The following is a 16,630-nucleotide window of genomic DNA, read 5'->3' as shown; positions in this document are numbered from 1 at the left end:
GGGCCCGGCAACGACCGTCGGGTCAGGACCACGCCAGGCCGGTGAGCCGCTCGTACGCCTCGATGTAGCGGGCGCGGGTGGCCGCGACGATGTCCTCGGGCACCTCGGGGCCGGGCGCGGTCTTGTCCCAGCCGATGCCGACCGCCCAGTCGCGCACGAACTGCTTGTCGAAGCTCGGCTGCACCCGGCCGGGCGCGTACCCGTCGGCAGGCCAGAAGCGCGACGAGTCCGGGGTGAGCACCTCGTCGCCCAGCACCAGCGTGCCGTCGGCGGCCCAGCCCAGCTCGATCTTCGTGTCGGCGAGGATGATGCCGCGCTCGGCGGCGATGTCGCGGCCGCGCGCGTACACCGCGAGCGTGATCTCGCGCAGCCGAGCCGCCACGTCGTCGCCGACCTGGCCGGCCACCTCGGCGTACGACATCGGCAGGTCCTTCTCGCCGACCGGGGCCTTGGTGGACGGGGTGAACAGCGGCTCGTCCAGGCGGGACGCCTCGGTGAGGCCGGGCGGCAGCACGATGCCGGAGACCGATCCGCCGGCCTGGTACTCCTTCAGCCCGCCGCCGGTCAGGTAACCCCGCGCGACGCACTCGACCGGCACCATGCTCAGCGAGCGGCAGCGCACCGCCCGCCCGGCGAACTCGGCGGGCACGTCGTCGGCCGAGATGACGTGATTGGGCACGATGTCCTTGAGCTGCTCGAACCACCACAGCGACAGCTGCGTCAGCACCCGGCCCTTGTCCGGGATGGGCGTCGGCAGGATCACGTCGTAGATCGACAGCCGGTCCGATGCCACCAGGATGATGTCCGCGCCGTCGCGGTAGACGTCCCTGACCTTGCCCGAGTGCAGCAGCTCCACGGCGATCACGGTACCGGAACGCCCCCGGCCCCCTCAGACCGCCTGAAATCCTCTCATCGTTGCGATAATCGCGACCCCTGGTTACGGTGACAGCCATGGATGAAGGCGTCATCGACCGGGTCCGCTCGGTGATCGTCCGGGTCTCACCCAGCCAGGCCGCCTTCAGTGAGCTGGTCGGCATCAGTGCCGACAAGCTGTCCAAGTCGCTGAACGCGGTGCGCCGCTTCACCTCGCTGGAGCTGGCGCTCATCGCCGACGCCGGGGACGTCAGCGTCGACTGGCTGCTCACCGGCCGCCTCCGGGAGGCCCTCGCGCCGCCCGACGGGCCGGGCACCGGCGACGACGTGCGCGCGCTGGTGGACCGCTTCGCCTCGGCGTACGAGACGCTGCGCCTGCTCGGCCGCCGCCCGCGCCTGGCCCCGCTGCCCACCGCCCCGTCCGGGCCGCCCGGCCCCGCCGGACGCGAGCTGGCCGAACGCGCCGCCGGGGCGGTGCGGGCCGCCGCCGGGCTGCCCGGCCTCTTCCGGCTGGGCACCGCCGAGCTGGCGGCTGCGATCGAGCAGGCGTACGCCGTCGACGTCACGCTGCTCCCGCTGCCCGGCGGCGCGGACGCGCTGTGCTGGCAGACCGCGCACAGCCGCCTCGTGGTGGCCGGGGTGACCGGCCGGTTCACCCGGCAGCGCTTCGCCCTCGCGCACGCGCTCGGCCACGTGCTGGCCGGCGACGCCCACGAGCCGCTGCTCGACCAGGAGCTGGCCCCCGGCGGCCAGCGCGCGGACGGCGAGGTGCGCGCCGACGCGTTCGCCTCCGCGTTCCTCATGCCGTACGACGAGATCGTCGCGGTGACGGGGCGGGCCGAGGTCACCGAGGCGGGCTTCGCCGAGCTGGTCAGCGGGTTCGGGGTGTCCGCCGGGGCGCTGGCGGCCCGGCTGCGCGGGCTCGGGCTGCTCGGCGCGGCCCGGCACGGCGAGCTGAGCCGCTGGACCGCGGCCCGCTGCCACCGCGGCCCGTCCGGCCGGGACGCGCTGCTCGCCGCGATGAGCGCGGCCAGGTCCCGGCGGGCTCCCGCGCGGCTGGTCGGGGAGCTGTTCGGCGCGTACGCCGACGGCGCGACGACCCTGGTCCCGCTGGCCGCGCTGCTGGAGTGCCCGGTCGACGACCTGTTCGCGGCGCTGGTCGCCGAGCATCCGGCCGCACGGCCGGGGTACGCCGACGAACCCGCCTTCCTGCCGTGAGGGTACGTTACGTGAGTGGCGGATAACTCATACCGTGCCGGGTTTGCCTGCTTCGTGGGACGGCCGAACGCGGGCAAGTCGACCCTGACGAACGCGATCGTCGGCCAGAAGATCGCGATCACGTCGAACAAACCGCAGACCACGCGGCACGTCATCCGCGCCGTGCTGCACCGCCCGGACGCGCAGCTGGTCCTCGTGGACACCCCCGGCCTGCACCGCCCGCGCACCCTGCTCGGCGAGCGCCTCAACGACCTGGTCCGCGCCACCTGGAGCGAGACCGACGTGATCGGCCTGTGCATCCCCGCCAACGAGCCCGTCGGCAAGGGCGACACCTTCATCGCCGGGGAGATCGCCGGGCTCAAGGCCACCGTCGTCGCCGTCGTCACCAAGACCGACCTGGTCGACAAGAAGACCCTGGCCGAGCAGCTGCTCGCGGTGAACGCGCTGGGCGAGTTCGCCGACGTGGTGCCGGTCAGCGCGGTGGCGAACCACCAGCTGGAAACCCTGGTCGACGTGATGGTGAAGCACCTGCCGCGGTCGCCCCAGCTCTATCCCGACAGCATGCTCACCGACGAGCCCGAGCACGTGCTCATCGCCGAGATGATCCGCGAGGCGGCCCTGGAGGGCGTCCGCGACGAGCTGCCGCACTCCATCGCGGTGCTGGTCGAGGAGATCATCCCCGAGGACGGCCTGACCAAGGTGTACGCCGACGTCTACGTCGAGCGGCAGAGCCAGAAGGCGATCATGATCGGGGCCAAGGGCTCCCGGCTCAAAGAGGTCGGCACCAAGGCCCGCGCCGACATCCAGGAGCTGCTCGGCACCAAGATCTACCTCGACCTCCACGTCCGCGTCGCCAAGGACTGGCAGCGCGACCCGAGGCAGCTCCGCCGCCTCGGCTTCTAGTCGGCGGGGGTCGGTAGGCTCGCGCCTATGCCGGGCATGCGCCGACCCCTCTACCGCGACGACGCGCTCGTGCTGCGGGCGCAGAAGCTGGGCGAGGCCGACCGGATCGTGACGCTGCTGACCCGGCAGCACGGCCGGGTCCGCGCGGTCGCCAAGGGGGTACGCCGCACCACGTCGCGCTTCGGCGCGCGCCTGGAGCCGTTCAACCACATCGACGTGCAGTGCAGCGAGGGCAGCTCGCTCGACACCGTCACCCAGGTCGAGGGCCGTGACCTGTTCGGCGGCCGCTTCCAGCGGGACTACCCGCGCTACACGGCCGCGAGCGCGATCGTGGAGCTGGCCGAGCGGCTCACCCCGGTCGAGCGCGAGCCCGCGCTGAAGCTGTACCAGCTCACCCTCGGCGCGCTGCGGGCGCTGTCGGAGGGCAGGCGCCCCGGCTCGCTCGTGCTGGACGCGTACCTGCTGCGTGCCATGTCCCAGGCGGGCTGGGCCCCGGCGCTGCGCGACTGCGCGGTGTGCGGCGAGGCCGGGCCGCATCGCGCGTTCTCCGTCGCGGCCGGCGGGGTCACCTGCCTCAACTGCCGCCCGCCGGGCGCCGCGCACCCCGACCCGGCGACGCTCGACCTGATGTCGGCGCTGCTGGAGGGCGACTGGGCCGCCGCCGAGCTGGCCGAGCCGCCGGTGCAGCGGGAATGTGCGGGTTTCGTGGCGGCTCATTTGCAGTGGCACCTGGAGCGGCAGCTACGCTCGCTGCCGTTGGTAGACCGCCGGGAGCCGGGCTGAGCCCGACCCGCGCCACGAACAGGGGATCCGCACGTGATTCGACCGTCCGTCAGGACCGGCTTCACCCGGCAGCGGCCTGAGCCGAAGCAGCCGACCCCGCACCCGTCCGGCGCCGTCGCGCCGAAGCTGCCCGGCGAGGCGCTGCCCCAGCACATCGCCATCGTGATGGACGGCAACGGCCGCTGGGCCAAGGACCGTGGCCTGCCCCGCACCGAGGGCCACAAGCGCGGCGAGTTCTCCCTGTTCGACACGATCGAGGGCGCGCTGGAGATCGGCGTGCCGTACCTGTCGGCGTACGCGTTCTCGACGGAGAACTGGAAGCGCTCGCCCGAGGAGGTGCGCTTCCTGATGGGCTTCAACCGCGACGTCATCCGCCGCCGCCGCGACCAGCTCAACGAGCTGGGCGTACGCATCGTGTGGTCCGGCCGCCGCGGCCGCCTCTGGAAGAGCGTCATCGACGAGCTGGAGACGGCCGAGCAGCTCAGCCGCCACAACACGAAGCTCACCCTGCAGTTCTGCGTGAACTACGGCGGCCAGGCGGAGATCGCCGACGCGGCCGCCGCGATCGCCCGCGACGTGGCGGCGGGCCGGCTCAAGCCCGACAAGATCAACGAGAAGGTCTTCGCGCGCTACCTCTACCACCCCGAGGTGCCCGAGGTGGACCTGTTCCTGCGCCCCTCCGGCGAGCAGCGCACCAGCAACTACCTGATCTGGCAGTCGGCCTACGCCGAGCACGTCTACCTGGACACGCTCTGGCCCGACTTCGACCGCCGCCACCTCTGGTACGCCTGCGAGCTGTACGCCCAGCGCGACCGCCGCTTCGGCGGCGCCCTCCCCAACCCAGTCGCCCCGCCCCCGGCCCCCGCCGCTTGATCATCCGACTTGCCAGGCACTCGGGCGTATCCCCGCTCATGATTCGCCCACCTGCCTGGCAAGTCGGTGGATCATGCCGGCCGCCCGCCGGGTCAGCGGTGGGCGATGAGCTGGATCGCGGTGGCGAGGGCGGCGCCGGCGGCGATGAGCAGCCAGTCGGCGGGGCGCCAGGGCATGGGGCGGGCGACGGTGCGGGGCAGCCCGGCGTCGAAGCCGCGGGCGTCCATCGCCACGGCGAGCCGGGTGCCGCGCCGGATCGCCCCGACCAGCAGGCCGAACGCGGTGCTCGCGAAGAGCCGCAGCCAGCGCAGCGGATTGCGCCCGGCGTCGATGCCGCGGGCGCGGCGGGCCATGGCGATCATCCGCCACTCGTCGCCGAGCAGCCCGACCAGCCGGAACGCGGCCAGCGCCCCGATCGCGAACCGGGCCGACACGCGGGCGTGCTGGATCAGCGAGTCGGCCAGGTCGGTCGGGTCGGTGGTGCTGAACACGAGCACGCTCGGCAGCGCGATGGCCAGCAGTCGCATCGCCAGCGACAGCGCGTTGACCAGCACCGTCGTCGTGATCACGATCGGCCCGGCGGCGAACAGCACCGTCCCCGAGCGGTCGGCCGCGAAGAGTGCGAGGGACACGACCACGCTCGCCGCGCCGAGCAGCGCGGGCCAGCCACGGCGCAGCAGCCCCCACGGCGTGATCCCGAACAGCGGCGCGACCAGGAACGTCACCGCCAGCGCGAACCCGAGCGCGGCCACGTCCCGGGTCAGCAGCGCCGCCGTGGTGAACAGCGCCAGCGCGACGATCTTCGCGACCGGCGTGCGCCGGGCCAGTAGCGCCGTGGACGGCGGAGCGGACGGAGCCGAGACGGCGATCGGGCCGGTCACGGTGCACGCTCCAGGTGGAGTACGCGGTCGGCGAGGGTGTCGACGACGGCGGGGTCGTGGGTGACGGTGACCACGCCGTGGCCGTCGCCGCGCAGGCCGGCCAGCAGGTCGACCAGCTCCAGCCAGGTGCGCCGGTCCTGGCCGAAGGTGGGTTCGTCGAGGATCAGCAGCCGGGGCCGGGCGGCCAGCGCGGTGGCCACGGACAGCCGCCGCGCCTCGCCGCCGGACAGCGTGAACGGGTTCGCCCCGGCCAGGTGATCGAGTCGCAGCCGGGCCAGCAGCTCGTCGACGCGGGCGGGCGGGGTGCCGCCGAGCGCCAGCTCGTCGCGCACGCTGGCGGTGACGAACTGCTGCTCCGGGTTCTGGAACACCGAGCCGATCCGCCCGGCCAGCGCGCGGGCCCGCCAGCGGTGCGGCGGCCCGTCGGGCGAGCGCACCTCGCCGGACGCGGGGGGCAGCAGGCCGCCCAGGGCCAGGGCCAGGGTGGACTTGCCGGAGCCGTTGGGGCCGGTCACCGCGAGCGCCTCCCCGGCACGGACCGCGGTGTCGGGGTAGGCGAGGTGGCGTACCCGCAGGTCGTGGGTGGACAGCAGCACGTCGCCGGGTGGGGCGGCGGCGCGGCGGGCGGCCGCGGGGTGGCCGGGCACCCAGACCCCGGCCGCGGCCAGCTCCGCGCCGAGCGGTCCGGTCAGCAGGTGGGGAGCGATGTCGTCGCGTACGCCGCCGCCCGGCTCCAGCACCACGACCCGGGTGACCAGCTCCAGCACCTCGGCGATGCGGTGCTCGACGAGCACGACGGTGGTGTCGGCGCCGACCGCGTCGCGCAGCGCCTGCCGCACCAGCGCGGCCCCGGCCGGGTCCAGGTTGGCGGTGGGCTCGTCGAGCAGCAGCAGGTCCGGTTCGGGCGCGAGCGCCCCGGCCAGCACGAGCCGCTGCTGCTCGCCGCCGGACAGCGCGTCGGTGGCCCGGTCGCGCGGGTATCCGAAACCGACCCGGGCCAGCACCTCGTCGACGCGCGGCCAGATGCGGGACAGCGGCCACCCGAGGTTCTCCAGGCCGAACGCGACCTCGTCCCCGGCCCGCGACATGACCAGCTGCGACTGCGGGTCCTGGAACACGATGCCGGTGCGGGCCGCGGCGACCTCGACGGTGCCCTCGGCCTGCCCGGAGTCCTCGGGCAGCAGCCCGGCCAGGGCGTGCAGCAGGGTGGACTTGCCCGCGCCCGAGGGGCCGAGCAGCAGCACCCGTTCGCCGCGCGCGATGCGCAGGTCGAGCCCGCGCACCGCCCACGCGCGGCGTCCGGCGTGCCGCCACCCGTACCCCTCGAGCTTGATCATCAGACCAGGTCGCGGGCGCGGCCGGAGGGGAAGCGGTCCAGCACGCCGGTGCCGGCCAGCGCCTTGGTCAGGTAGTGGCCGCCGATGCCGGCGAACAGGACGGTGCTGGCCACGACGATGCCGACGTAAGCGAGCTTCCAGTCGGTCTGCCAGTCGCCGTAGTAGTAGTACAGGTCGAGCCCGGCGGCGGTGAGGCCGGCCAGCACCGACGCGATCAGCGACTGGCCCAGGCCCCAGCGCTTGTAGCCGCCGAGCGCGAAGCCGAGCTCGCCCGCCGCGCCCTCGGCCAGGCCGTACCACAGCACGCTGATGCCCCAGGAGGTGCCGAGCAGCGCGGAGACGATCGCCGCGACCAGCTCGGTGTAGATGCCCGCGCCCGCCTTGCGGATGATCAGCGGGGCGAGCACGGCGGGCAGCAGCCAGACGCCGTAGATGGCGGCCGCGGCCGGTGGGAAGGTCGCGCCGAAGATCGCTCCGGCGGGACCGTTCCACAGCAGGCCCCAGGCCCAGAAGATGACGCCGAAGGTGACGGCGAGGATCGAGGCGACGACGATGTCGACCGTGCGCCAGCGGTGGTCGTTCATGTGGAGACTCCAGGTCCGTTGAGGGTACGAACGAGGAGAAGTGCACACGTCGCGTCCGAAATACCCGATTTGAGTATGCCGAAAGCCGACGTGGCGGTGAGGTGTTGACCGAACTCCCTGCGCTGGCATTACCCAGATCAGGTTCGAGGGTCTGCGGCCGTTGCCGCACTCTCAGCGCTGTGCGCTCCCCTGTCGTTATCTGCTTGTTCATATGAAGCCGCCTGCGGGCGGCGCTTGTGCCGATGAGGCTAACACCGAACCGGTCACCGGTAACCTGTGCCGGTCGGCACACCCCCGATACCCGAAGGACGCCTGTGACCTCCGTCGATCAGCGATCGTCCGAGCCCGAAGCACCACCCGCCGGATCCGTTCCCGCCCGGACCCGCCTGCTCGGCGGCCGGGTCGGCTCCGTCGAGGTGCTCGCGCTGCTGCTCATCGCGCTGCTGCTGTTCCGGGGGCAGATCGCCGACGCGATCGCCACGCCCCTGCTGCAGACCTGGACCACCGTGTTCGTGTCGGTGATGGTGCAGGCCACGCCGTTCCTGGTGTTCGGCGTCGCCCTGTCGGCGGTGATCGCGGTGTTCGTGCCGCGCTCCTTCTGGGCGAAGGCGCTGCCGAAGCATCCGGCGCTGGCCGTGCCGGTGGCGAGCTGCGCCGGGGTGGTGCTGCCCGGCTGCGAGTGCGGCTCGGTGCCGATCGCCGGGTCGCTGATCCGGCGCGGGGTCACCCCGGCCGCCGCGCTGGCGTTCCTGCTGGCCGCGCCCGCGATCAACCCGATCGTGCTGACCGCCACCGCCGTCGCCTTCCCGAACAACCCGGAGATGGTCGTCGCCCGTGGCGTGGCCAGCCTGGTCGTCGCCATGATCATGGGCTGGCTCTGGCTGCGCCTTGGAAAGCAGGACTGGATCAGGCTGCCGCACCGCCCCGAGCTGGACGACCTGTCGAAGGCGCGTGCGTTCTGGGCGGCCTGCCGGCACGACATCGTGCACGCGGGCGGCTTCCTGGTGCTCGGCGCGATGGCCGCGGCCACCATCAACGTGCTGGTGCCCGAGTCGGTGCTGCAGGCGGTCGCCGACCGGCCCGTGCTGTCCGTGCTGGCCCTGGCCGGGCTCGCGGTGCTGCTGTCGATCTGCTCGGAGGCCGACGCGTTCGTCGCCGCCTCGCTGAGCCAGTTCTCCCTCACCGCGCGGCTGGCGTTCCTGGTGGTCGGGCCGATGGTGGACCTGAAACTCATCTCCATGCAGGCCGGGGTGTTCGGGCGGCGCTTCGCGCTGCGCTTCGCCCCGGCCACCTTCGTCATCGCGGTGCTGGTCGCCGCCGCCGCCGGGATGGTGCTGCTGTGAACCGTCAGGCCCAGGGCGTGGTCATGCTGCTGCTCGGCGGCGCGATCCTCAAGGCGAGCCTCACCGACATGTACCTGCGCTACGTCAAGGCGGGTCTCCAGCCCTTCCTGATCGGCGCGGGCGCGCTGCTGGTCGTCGCGGCGGTGATGACCCTCTGGTACGACTTCCGGCACGGCGCGACCGCCGACACCGAGTGCGCCGACGGCACTCACGAGCACGAACACGAGCACGGGGACGGGTACGCGGGCGGGCATCGCGAGCCGCGGGTCGGCTGGCTGCTCATCGCGCCGGTGCTGGGGCTGCTGCTGGTCGCGCCGCCCGCGCTCGGGTCCTATGCGGCCGAGCAGGCCGGCAGCGCGCTGTCGGCGCAGCAGGTGTCCGACTTCCCGGCGCTGCCCGAGGGCGACCCGGCGCGCATCAGCGTGCTCGACTACGCCACCCGCGCGATCTTCGACGAGGGCCGGTCCATCGGGGACCGCCGGGTCCGCGTCGTCGGCTTCCTGTCCGCCGATCCGAACGGCGGCCAGCTGCTCACCCGCATGATCCTGTCCTGCTGCGCGGCCGACGCCCGCCCGATCAAGGTGGGCATGAACGGCGCCGTGCCGCAGGGCATGGCGGCCGACAGCTGGGTGGAGATCACCGGCAGGTACTCCGCCCACCGGGGCACGGACCCGGTGAACGGGGACGATATCCCGTTCATCGAGGTGCTGGAGTGGCGCCCGGTCGCCGCCCCCGCAGAGCAGTACGAGTAGACACGCCCGGTCGTCCTGCCAACTGCTACCGATCAGTAGTACTGAGGGGTAGCGTGATTTAAGGCGCACTACTGGACGACAGGGGTGTCGGCTATGACCACTGTGCAGCGAGAGGTGACCGCAGAACAGGCCCGGCAGGTCGCGGAGGCCGCCCGGGAGAGCGAGTGGCGCAAGCCCAGCTTCGGAAAGCAGCTGTTCCTGGGCCGGTTGCGGATGGACCTGATCCACCCGTGGCCGCAGCCCGCACCCGACCCCGACGCCGAGGCGTTCCTGGCCAAGCTCGGGGAGTACGTGGCGACCGAGGTCGACGGGGCCGCCATCGAGCGCGACGCCCGCATCCCGGACGAGGTGTTCCACGGCCTCGCCGAACTCGGCGCCTTCGGCATGAAGATCGATCCCGCGTACGGCGGCCTCGGCCTGTCCCACCTGGACTACTGCCGCGCGCTGGCGCTGGCCGGCTCGGTCAGTCCGGCGATCGGCGCGCTGCTGTCGGCGCATCAGTCGATCGGCGTGCCGCAGCCGCTCAAGCTGTTCGGCACCCCCGAGCAGAAGCAGCGCTTCCTGCCCCGGCTGGCCGCGGGCGAGGTGTCGGCGTTCCTGCTCACCGAGCCCGACGTCGGCTCCGACCCGGCCCGCATGTCCGCCGTGGCCACCCCGGTCGAGGGCGGCTACCGCCTGAACGGGGTCAAGCTGTGGGCCACCAACGGCACCGTGGCGACGCTGCTCGTGGTCATGGCGATGGTGCCCAAGGGTGAGGGGCGGCGCGGCGGCATCACCGCGTTCGTGGTCGAGGGCGACTCGGACGGCATCACCGTCGAGCGGCGCAACGGCTTCCTCGGCCTGCGCGGCCTGGAGAACAGCGTCACCCGCTTCCACGACGTGTTCGTGCCCGCCGAGAACGTGATCGGCGGCGAGGGCCAGGGCCTGAAGATCGCGCTGAGCACCCTCAACACCGGGCGGCTGTCGCTGCCCGCCATGTGCGTCGGGTCGGCCAAGTGGTGCCTGAGCGTGGCCCGCCAGTGGTCGCAGGAGCGCGTGCAGTGGGGCCGCGCGGTCGGCGGGCACGAGGCGGTGGCCACGAAGATCGCGTACATCGCCGCGACGGCGTACGGCATGGAGTCCATGCTGGAGCTGTGCTGCATGCTGGCCGACGACGACCGCAACGACTTCCGCATCGAGGCCGCGCTGGTCAAGCTCTACGGCTCCGAGCTCGGCTGGCGGGTCGCCGACGAACTGGTCCAGATCCGCGGGGGGCGCGGCTACGAGACCGCCGAGTCCCTCGCCGCCCGCGGCGAGAAGCCGCTAGGCGTCGAGCAGCTGCTGCGCGACATGCGCATCAACCGCATCTTCGAAGGCTCGACCGAGATCATGCACCTGTTCATCGCCCGCGAGGCGGTGGACCAGCACCTGTCCGTGGCCGGGGCGCTCATCGACCCCAGGTCGAAGCTCGGCGACAAGTCCAAGGCCCTGCTCAAGGCCACCGGCTTCTATGCCCGCTGGCTGCCCACCCTCGCCGTCGGCAAGGGCACGCTCGGCGGCTACCGGCAGTTCGGCCGCCTCGCCGGGCACGTGCGCTACGCCGAGCGCGCCGCGCGCCGGCTGGCCCGCAACACCTTCGCCGGGATGGCCCGCTGGCAGGGCCGCCTCGAACACCGGCAGGCGTTCCTGGGCCGCATCGTCGACATCGGCGCGGAGCTGTTCGCCATCGCCGCGGTCTGCTCCCGGGCCACCGCCTCCGGCCGCCGCGAGGAGACCGCCCTGGCCGACCTGTTCTGCCGCCAGGCCCGCGGCCGCATCGTGATCCTCGAACACGAGCTGTGGCACAACACCGACGCCGAGGACGTCGCCCTGGCCGCCCGCGTCCTCGCCGGCGACCACACCGACCTCGAACGCGGCATCATCCCGCCGCCCGAGGACGGCGACTGGGTCTCCCCGTGGACCCCCGGCCCGTCCACCGCCACCGACGCCCGCCGCCGCATCCCACCCCGCTAGAAAGGAAGGGCACCTTCTTAACGCTATGCGTAGAAGAAGGTGCCCTTCTTAACCACTGCGGTCAGCGGCGAGGGCTGCCGCGCAGGCCGAGGCGGCGGAGTTCCAGCGCGGCCAGCTGGTCGATCGAGCGCGGGTCGCCGGTGCGCCACCCGGCCACCACCCCGTCGTCCAGCGAGGCCAGCCGCCGCAGCGGCGCCGTGGCCAGAGCCCGCAGCGCGAGCAGCTCGCTGCCGCCCGGATACCGGCGCACCTTCGCGGCGGTGCTCGCGGCGCGGATCCAGCTGAGCCGGAACGGCACCCACAGCGCCAGCGCCATCAGCAGGGGGATGCCCGCGGTGAGCAGCGCCAGCACGATGGCCAGGTTCTCGATCGCGAGCTGCTGGTCCCGCCCGGCTTCGGCGATGGTCTGGGCGGCCCCGGCCGCGCTGCCGAACGGGCTGCTCAGCCGGTCGCCGACGAGCGGCACCCCCTGTGCCCGTTCCTGCGCCTCCATCATGTCGGCGGCCAGATCGACACCGGCGCGTTCGAGCTTCTGGCCGGGCACGGCCAGCTTCTCGACCAGGTGGTACAGGGTGATCGCGGCCCAGATCCAGACTGCGCTCCAGGTCAGCGCGGCGATGTCGGCGACGATCTGCCGGGTGAATCGCCAGGGCTTCTCCGCATAGAGCTTCATGAGAGCATTCTGATCGACGTACGCGATCGGTAAACGTCCCGTCACGCCCGGCGTGGAAAGTCAGCGGCCGGCCGCGCACTCCCGGCAGGTGCCGAAGATCTCCAGCGTATGGCTCACATCGACGAATCCGTGCTGCTCGGCGACCCGGTCCGCCCACGACTCGACGGCCGGCCCGGCCACCTCGACGGTACGCCCGCACGTCCGGCACACCAGATGATGGTGGTGCCCGTCGGAGCAGCGCCGGAACAGCTGCTCGCCGCCGGGCGGGCGCATCACGTCGATGTCACCGGCGTCGGCGAGCGCCTGCAGCGTGCGGTACACGGTGGTCAGCCCGACGCGCTCCCCCCGGTCGCGCAGCATCGCGTGCAGCTCCTGCGCGCTGTGGAACCCCTCCACCTGCGACAGCAGGGTCGCGACGGCGGAGCGCTGACGGGTGTTGCGGGCGGCGGTGCCCTGCGGCGTGGTCATGCCCGGCTCCTGTGGTCGGTGGCGGCGCTCACGAGCGCGGCTCCGCGGCGTGGGTCACGGCGTCGGCCACGATGTGCGCGACGTGATCGTCCACCAGGGAGTACGCGATCTCGCGGCCGTGCCGCTCGGCGCGGACCACCCCGGCCGCCCGCAGCACGCGCAGGTGCTGCGACACCAGGGGCTGCGCGACCCGCAGCCGTTCCACCAGTTCGTGCACGTGGCGTTCTCCGTTCGTCGCCAGCTCGGTCACGATCGCGATCCGTACGGGTGCGGCGAGCGCCCGTAACAGTTCTCCGGCGCGGGCGTAGGACTCCGTCTGGCTCACATCGACCACCGTAGCGCCGCGTGTCGGCGCATACCCAATCATGAGTCGAGGACGCACTCGGGTGGCTCGCATGCGGCCACCTGCGCGGGTTCGGCGCGCCGCCGTCGGCGCAGCACCGTGCCGGCGAGCGCGACCAGTACGAACAGGGCGATGGCGACGAGCACGATGGTGGCGCCGGGCTGCAGGTTGAACCCGCCGGACAGGGTCATGCCGGTGCCGGCGCTGACCACCCCGCCGAGCATGGCCAGCGCCATGGTGCCCGCGAAGCCGCGCGAGACCAGCTGGGCCGCCGCGACCGGCACCACCATGAGGGCGCTGACCAGCAGCAGGCCGACGGTACGCATGGCGACGGTGACGGTGACGGCGGTCATCACGGCCAGCAGCAGGTTGAGCGCGCGCACGGGCAGGCCGGACACCTTGGCGTACTCCTCGTCCTGGCAGACGGCGAACAGCCAGGGCCGCAGCCCGACGGTCACGGCGAGCACGCAGGCGCCGAGCACCGCCATCGCGACCAGATCCGCGGGGGTGGTGGTGACCAGCGAGCCGAACAGGTATGACGTCAGGTTGGCGCTGCCCTTGCCCGGGGCGAGGCCGACCAGGAACACACCGCCCGCGATGCCGCCGTAGAACAGGATGGCCAGCGCCATGTCGCCGGAGGTGCGGCCGCGTTCGCGGATCAGCTCCACGGCGACCGCGCCCAGCGCGGACACGATGATCGCGGTCACCACCGGGTTGCTTCCGGTGAGCAGGCCGACGCCGACGCCGGTCAGCGCGATGTGGCCGATGCCGTCCCCGATCAGCGACATCTTGCGCTGCACCAGGTAGATGCCCAGCGACGGGGCGATCAGGCCGGTGATCAGCGCGCCGAGCAGGGCACGCTGCATGAACGGGTACGACATGATCTCGAAGAGGCTCACGTTCATTCGCGTCCCCAGATGCTCGGCGGGTCCTGCGGGGCGTGCGGGTGCACGTGGTCGTGACCCGGTTCGGCGTGGTGGCCGGACGGGTGGGGCACCGGGCCGTCGTGCGCGATGACGCCGTCGTGCACCACCACGGCACGGGTGATGACCGGCTGCAGCGGGCCCAGCTCGTGCGCGACCAGCAGCACCGTGCCGCCCCGGGCGACGAAGTCGCGCAGCGCGTCGGCGAACGCCTCCTGGGAGGCGGCGTCCACGCCCGCGGTCGGCTCGTCGAGCACCAGCAGATCGGGCTGCCCGGCCAGGGCGCGGGCGATCAGGGTGCGCTGCTGCTGGCCGCCGGACAGCGAGGCGACCGGGTCGTTCGCCCGGTCGGTGAGCCCGACCGCGGCCAGCGCCCCCGCCACCGCCTGCCGGTCCTCGGCGGTGCGGCGGCCCGGGAAGCCGCGCCGGGCCAGCCGGCCGGAGCCGACGACCTCGCCCACCGTGGCGGGCACGCCGCCGCCCGCGCCCAGCCGCTGCGGCACGTACCCGATGCGCCGGCGTTCACGGAAGCGGCGCAGTGGCGTACCGAACAGCTCGACCTCACCCTCGGCCAGCGGCACCAGGCCGAGGGCCGCGCGGATCATGGTGGATTTGCCGCTGCCGTTGGCGCCCAGCACCGCGACCACCTCACCGCTGGTCACGGTGAGGTTGACGTCGCGGAGCACGGGACGGTCGTAGGCGACCGCCCCGTGTCTGATCACCAGTACCGGTGATGTGCTCATGAACAGCCCAACGCGGTGCGCAGGGTCGCGAGATTCGCCCGCATGACCGACAGGTAGTCACCCGAACCGCCCTCGGCGAGTCCTTCGAGCGGGTCGAGCACGGCCGTCTTCGCGCCGGTCTCGGCGGCCAGCGTCTCGGCGACCTTGGGCGAGACCAGGGTCTCGAAGAAGATCGTGGTGGCGCCGTACTTGCGCGCCTCCGCTGCCACCGCGGCGATCTGCTGCGGGGTGGGCTCGGCCTCGGGGGTCAGCCCGGTCAGCGCGATCTGCTTGAGCTGGTATCGGTCGGCCAGGTACCCGAACGCGGCGTGGCTGGTCACGATCTCGCGCCGCTGGCAGTTCTTGAGCCCGGCGGCGAACTCGCCGTCCAGCTTGTTCAGCTCGGCGATCAGCTCGTTGCCGCGCCTGGCGTAGTCGGCCGCGTGCTCGGGATCGGCCTGGGCCAGCCGGTTGGCAAGGCTGCCGGTGATCGCGGCGAGCCGGGTCGGGTCGAGCCAGACGTGCGGGTCGGGCGCGCCGGCGTGATCCTCGTCGACCGCGCCGGAGTGGTTGGGCCCGGTGGCGGGCGGGGTGACCGTGCCGGCGTCGAAGGCGCGGTCGGCGGCGTTCTGCTCGATCGCCGCGTCGAGCTGCGGCTGGAAGCCCTTGAGGTAGAGCACCAGCCCGGCGTCGGCGACCTGGCCGACCTGGACGGGGGACAGCTCCATGTCGTGCGGCTCGGCGCCCGGCTGGGCGAGGTTGACCACGGTGGTGTCGGGTCCGCCGACCTTCTCGGCGACGAACTGCAGCGGGTAGAAGCCGGTGACCACGCTGGTCCGGCCGGACGTGTCCGCGGGGGAGGCGGAGCAGGCGGCGACGGTGCCCAGGGCCAGCAGCGCGGCGGCGCCGGTGAGGGCGGAGCGCTGGAGAGTTCGGCTCAGCATGGCGTCAACTCTCTCTGAAAATGAGAACGATTGTCAAAAACGCATAGGTGCATATCCCTGCGGGGTGCGCCGTTGCATGATCGAAGCTCCCTTCCTGCAGCCAGAACAGCACGAAGGGAGCTTCGATCCAGGACGAAGGCTCAGAACAGCCGGGTGATCGCCGCCGCCGTGAGCAGGGCGAGCACCACCAGGCGCAGCGCGCGGGTAGCGGCCGGCTGCACCGGCCAGGTGAGCACCAGCAGCCAGCCGAGCCCGGCGGCCAGCGCCAGCAGCATGATCCCGCTGTACGGGCTGGGCAGCAGCACCGCGACCAGCAACAGGGCGAGCGTGCCCAGCAGGGCCTGAGTCCTGTTGATCCGGGCCAGCCGCCGCAGCAGCGGGTGGTTCGCGACGTCCTGGGGCACGGCCGGCGGTCCTCTCGATCAGGGTGGATTGGGGCGCTTCCTCACCCCGTAAACGACGGGAGGGCGCCCTTCCTTACTGTAAACAGCGTGCTGATGCTCAACCGATTCGTGATCGCCGCCAACGAGGAGGCGTTCGTCGAGCGCGCCCACGCGGCGCTGGCCGCGCTCGCCGCCCGGCCCGGCTACCTGCGCGGCGAGCTGACCCGCTCGCTCGACGAGCCGGAGCACTGGTGCCTGCTCACCGAGTGGGAGAGCGTGGGAGCCTACCGGCGCGCACTGGGCGGTTTCGACGTCAAGATGACGGCCACGCCCCTGCTGGCCGAATCGCTGATGGAGCCGTGCGCCTATGAGACCCTCGCCGCCGCCACCCCCGGCGGCGACGTCGAGACCCGCCCCAGCGACCGCGCCTGACGCCGATCCCGGGTCCACCCCGTGGGTCCACCCCGTTCCCCGGCTCGCTCCGGCTCCGGCTCCGGCCATGATCGCCGTCTCGTGTCCAAACATGGGCTCCTGCCCGAGGTTTCGACACGAAACCGCGATCATCGTGGCGCGCTGATCCCGGTCAGGCGCGCTCGGCCGTGGAAGATCGCCGTCTCGTGTCCAAACCAACGCCC

19 protein-coding genes and 1 riboswitch are annotated in these 16,630 nt (G+C 72.8%); of the genes, 8 read left to right on the top strand and 11 right to left on the bottom strand.

Translation table 11 applies throughout. The features are described from left to right. Positions 1-22: 22 nt before the first annotated feature. On the bottom strand, positions 23-856 hold the full coding sequence (locus Cba03nite_RS34140; RefSeq protein ID WP_203755535.1) for a phosphoribosylaminoimidazolesuccinocarboxamide synthase: 834 nt from the start codon (positions 854-856) through the stop codon (positions 23-25). 95 nt (positions 857-951) lie between these two features. Between Cba03nite_RS34140 and Cba03nite_RS34135 the strand changes: the two genes are divergently transcribed. The 4 genes from Cba03nite_RS34135 to Cba03nite_RS34120 are packed head-to-tail and all read left to right on the top strand — an operon-like array spanning position 952 to position 4,650. Then, positions 952-2,091, top strand: coding sequence for a helix-turn-helix domain-containing protein (locus tag Cba03nite_RS34135; RefSeq protein WP_203755532.1), 1,140 nt, complete (start codon positions 952-954; stop codon positions 2,089-2,091). Between the two features lie 15 nt (positions 2,092-2,106). Continuing rightward, positions 2,107-2,994, top strand: a complete 888-nt coding sequence (gene era / locus Cba03nite_RS34130) for a GTPase Era (RefSeq protein WP_203755520.1) — start codon at positions 2,107-2,109, stop codon at positions 2,992-2,994. Between the two features lie 27 nt (positions 2,995-3,021). Continuing rightward, complete coding sequence (gene recO, locus Cba03nite_RS34125; RefSeq protein ID WP_203755517.1) at positions 3,022-3,777, top strand: DNA repair protein RecO; 756 nt, start codon at positions 3,022-3,024, stop codon at positions 3,775-3,777. A 33-nt stretch (positions 3,778-3,810) separates the two neighbouring features. Next, positions 3,811-4,650 (top strand): isoprenyl transferase, encoded by an 840-nt coding sequence (locus Cba03nite_RS34120; protein ID WP_203755514.1) that lies wholly within the window; start codon positions 3,811-3,813, stop codon positions 4,648-4,650. A gap of 92 nt (positions 4,651-4,742) precedes the next feature. On the opposite strand, the gene Cba03nite_RS34115 is transcribed toward Cba03nite_RS34120, so the two are convergent. Genes Cba03nite_RS34115 through Cba03nite_RS34105 form a run of 3 tightly spaced genes read right to left on the bottom strand, consistent with a single transcriptional unit; the run spans position 4,743 to position 7,452 of the window. Further along, complete coding sequence (locus tag Cba03nite_RS34115; protein ID WP_239126227.1) at positions 4,743-5,531, bottom strand: energy-coupling factor transporter transmembrane component T family protein; 789 nt, start codon at positions 5,529-5,531, stop codon at positions 4,743-4,745. After that, on the bottom strand, positions 5,528-6,868 hold the full coding sequence (locus tag Cba03nite_RS34110; RefSeq protein WP_203755512.1) for an ABC transporter ATP-binding protein: 1,341 nt from the start codon (positions 6,866-6,868) through the stop codon (positions 5,528-5,530). The genes Cba03nite_RS34115 and Cba03nite_RS34110 overlap by 4 nt, the downstream gene beginning before the upstream one ends. Then, positions 6,868-7,452, bottom strand: a complete 585-nt coding sequence (locus tag Cba03nite_RS34105; protein WP_203755510.1) for an ECF transporter S component — start codon at positions 7,450-7,452, stop codon at positions 6,868-6,870. Before Cba03nite_RS34105 ends, Cba03nite_RS34110 begins: the two co-directional genes overlap by 1 nt. Before the next feature lie 96 nt (positions 7,453-7,548). Beyond that, positions 7,549-7,653: riboswitch (TPP riboswitch) on the bottom strand. 113 nt (positions 7,654-7,766) lie between these two features. Here Cba03nite_RS34105 and Cba03nite_RS34100 point away from each other — a divergent pair. From Cba03nite_RS34100 to Cba03nite_RS34090, 3 genes are all read left to right on the top strand, one after another. Further along, entirely contained in the window at positions 7,767-8,795 is a 1,029-nt protein-coding gene (locus tag Cba03nite_RS34100) for a permease (protein WP_373315790.1), read from the top strand. Continuing rightward, a complete protein-coding gene (locus tag Cba03nite_RS34095) occupies positions 8,792-9,547 on the top strand; it encodes a TIGR03943 family putative permease subunit (protein WP_203755506.1) in 756 nt (251 codons plus the stop codon). Before Cba03nite_RS34100 ends, Cba03nite_RS34095 begins: the two co-directional genes overlap by 4 nt. A 93-nt stretch (positions 9,548-9,640) precedes the next feature. Then, complete coding sequence (locus Cba03nite_RS34090) at positions 9,641-11,539, top strand: acyl-CoA dehydrogenase family protein (protein WP_203755504.1); 1,899 nt, start codon at positions 9,641-9,643, stop codon at positions 11,537-11,539. 61 nt (positions 11,540-11,600) lie between these two features. Here Cba03nite_RS34090 and Cba03nite_RS34085 read toward each other — a convergent pair whose 3' ends face one another. From Cba03nite_RS34085 to Cba03nite_RS34055, 7 genes are all read right to left on the bottom strand, one after another. Beyond that, positions 11,601-12,212, bottom strand: coding sequence for a hypothetical protein (locus tag Cba03nite_RS34085; RefSeq protein WP_203755502.1), 612 nt, complete (start codon positions 12,210-12,212; stop codon positions 11,601-11,603). A gap of 60 nt (positions 12,213-12,272) precedes the next feature. Next, the gene (locus Cba03nite_RS34080; protein WP_203755500.1) at positions 12,273-12,680 is read right to left on the bottom strand and encodes a Fur family transcriptional regulator; all 408 of its coding nucleotides are present in this window, start codon (positions 12,678-12,680) and stop codon (positions 12,273-12,275) included. A 28-nt stretch (positions 12,681-12,708) separates the two neighbouring features. Continuing rightward, positions 12,709-13,047: an ArsR/SmtB family transcription factor gene (locus tag Cba03nite_RS34075; RefSeq protein WP_203755497.1), complete on the bottom strand. Its 339-nt coding sequence runs from the start codon at positions 13,045-13,047 to the stop codon at positions 12,709-12,711. Then, on the bottom strand, positions 13,044-13,904 hold the full coding sequence (locus tag Cba03nite_RS34070; protein ID WP_373315792.1) for a metal ABC transporter permease: 861 nt from the start codon (positions 13,902-13,904) through the stop codon (positions 13,044-13,046). The genes Cba03nite_RS34075 and Cba03nite_RS34070 overlap by 4 nt, the downstream gene beginning before the upstream one ends. A 20-nt stretch (positions 13,905-13,924) precedes the next feature. Beyond that, complete coding sequence (locus Cba03nite_RS34065; protein WP_203755490.1) at positions 13,925-14,689, bottom strand: metal ABC transporter ATP-binding protein; 765 nt, start codon at positions 14,687-14,689, stop codon at positions 13,925-13,927. After that, positions 14,686-15,612 (bottom strand): metal ABC transporter substrate-binding protein, encoded by a 927-nt coding sequence (locus tag Cba03nite_RS34060; RefSeq protein WP_203755487.1) that lies wholly within the window; start codon positions 15,610-15,612, stop codon positions 14,686-14,688. Before Cba03nite_RS34060 ends, Cba03nite_RS34065 begins: the two co-directional genes overlap by 4 nt. A gap of 140 nt (positions 15,613-15,752) precedes the next feature. After that, a complete protein-coding gene (locus Cba03nite_RS34055) occupies positions 15,753-16,016 on the bottom strand; it encodes a hypothetical protein (RefSeq protein WP_203755484.1) in 264 nt (87 codons plus the stop codon). Positions 16,017-16,103: 87 nt separating this feature from the next. On the opposite strand from Cba03nite_RS34055, the gene Cba03nite_RS34050 reads away from it, so the two are divergent. Continuing rightward, positions 16,104-16,427 carry an antibiotic biosynthesis monooxygenase family protein gene (locus Cba03nite_RS34050; protein ID WP_203755481.1) on the top strand — a complete coding sequence of 108 codons (324 nt, stop codon included), beginning with the start codon at positions 16,104-16,106 and terminating at the stop codon, positions 16,425-16,427. Positions 16,428-16,630: the final 203 nt, after the last annotated feature.

It is taken from the genome of Catellatospora bangladeshensis (assembly GCF_016862575.1).
Classification (GTDB): Bacteria; Actinomycetota; Actinomycetes; order Mycobacteriales; family Micromonosporaceae; genus Catellatospora; species Catellatospora bangladeshensis.
This window is presented reverse-complemented; position numbering and strand designations above follow the sequence as displayed.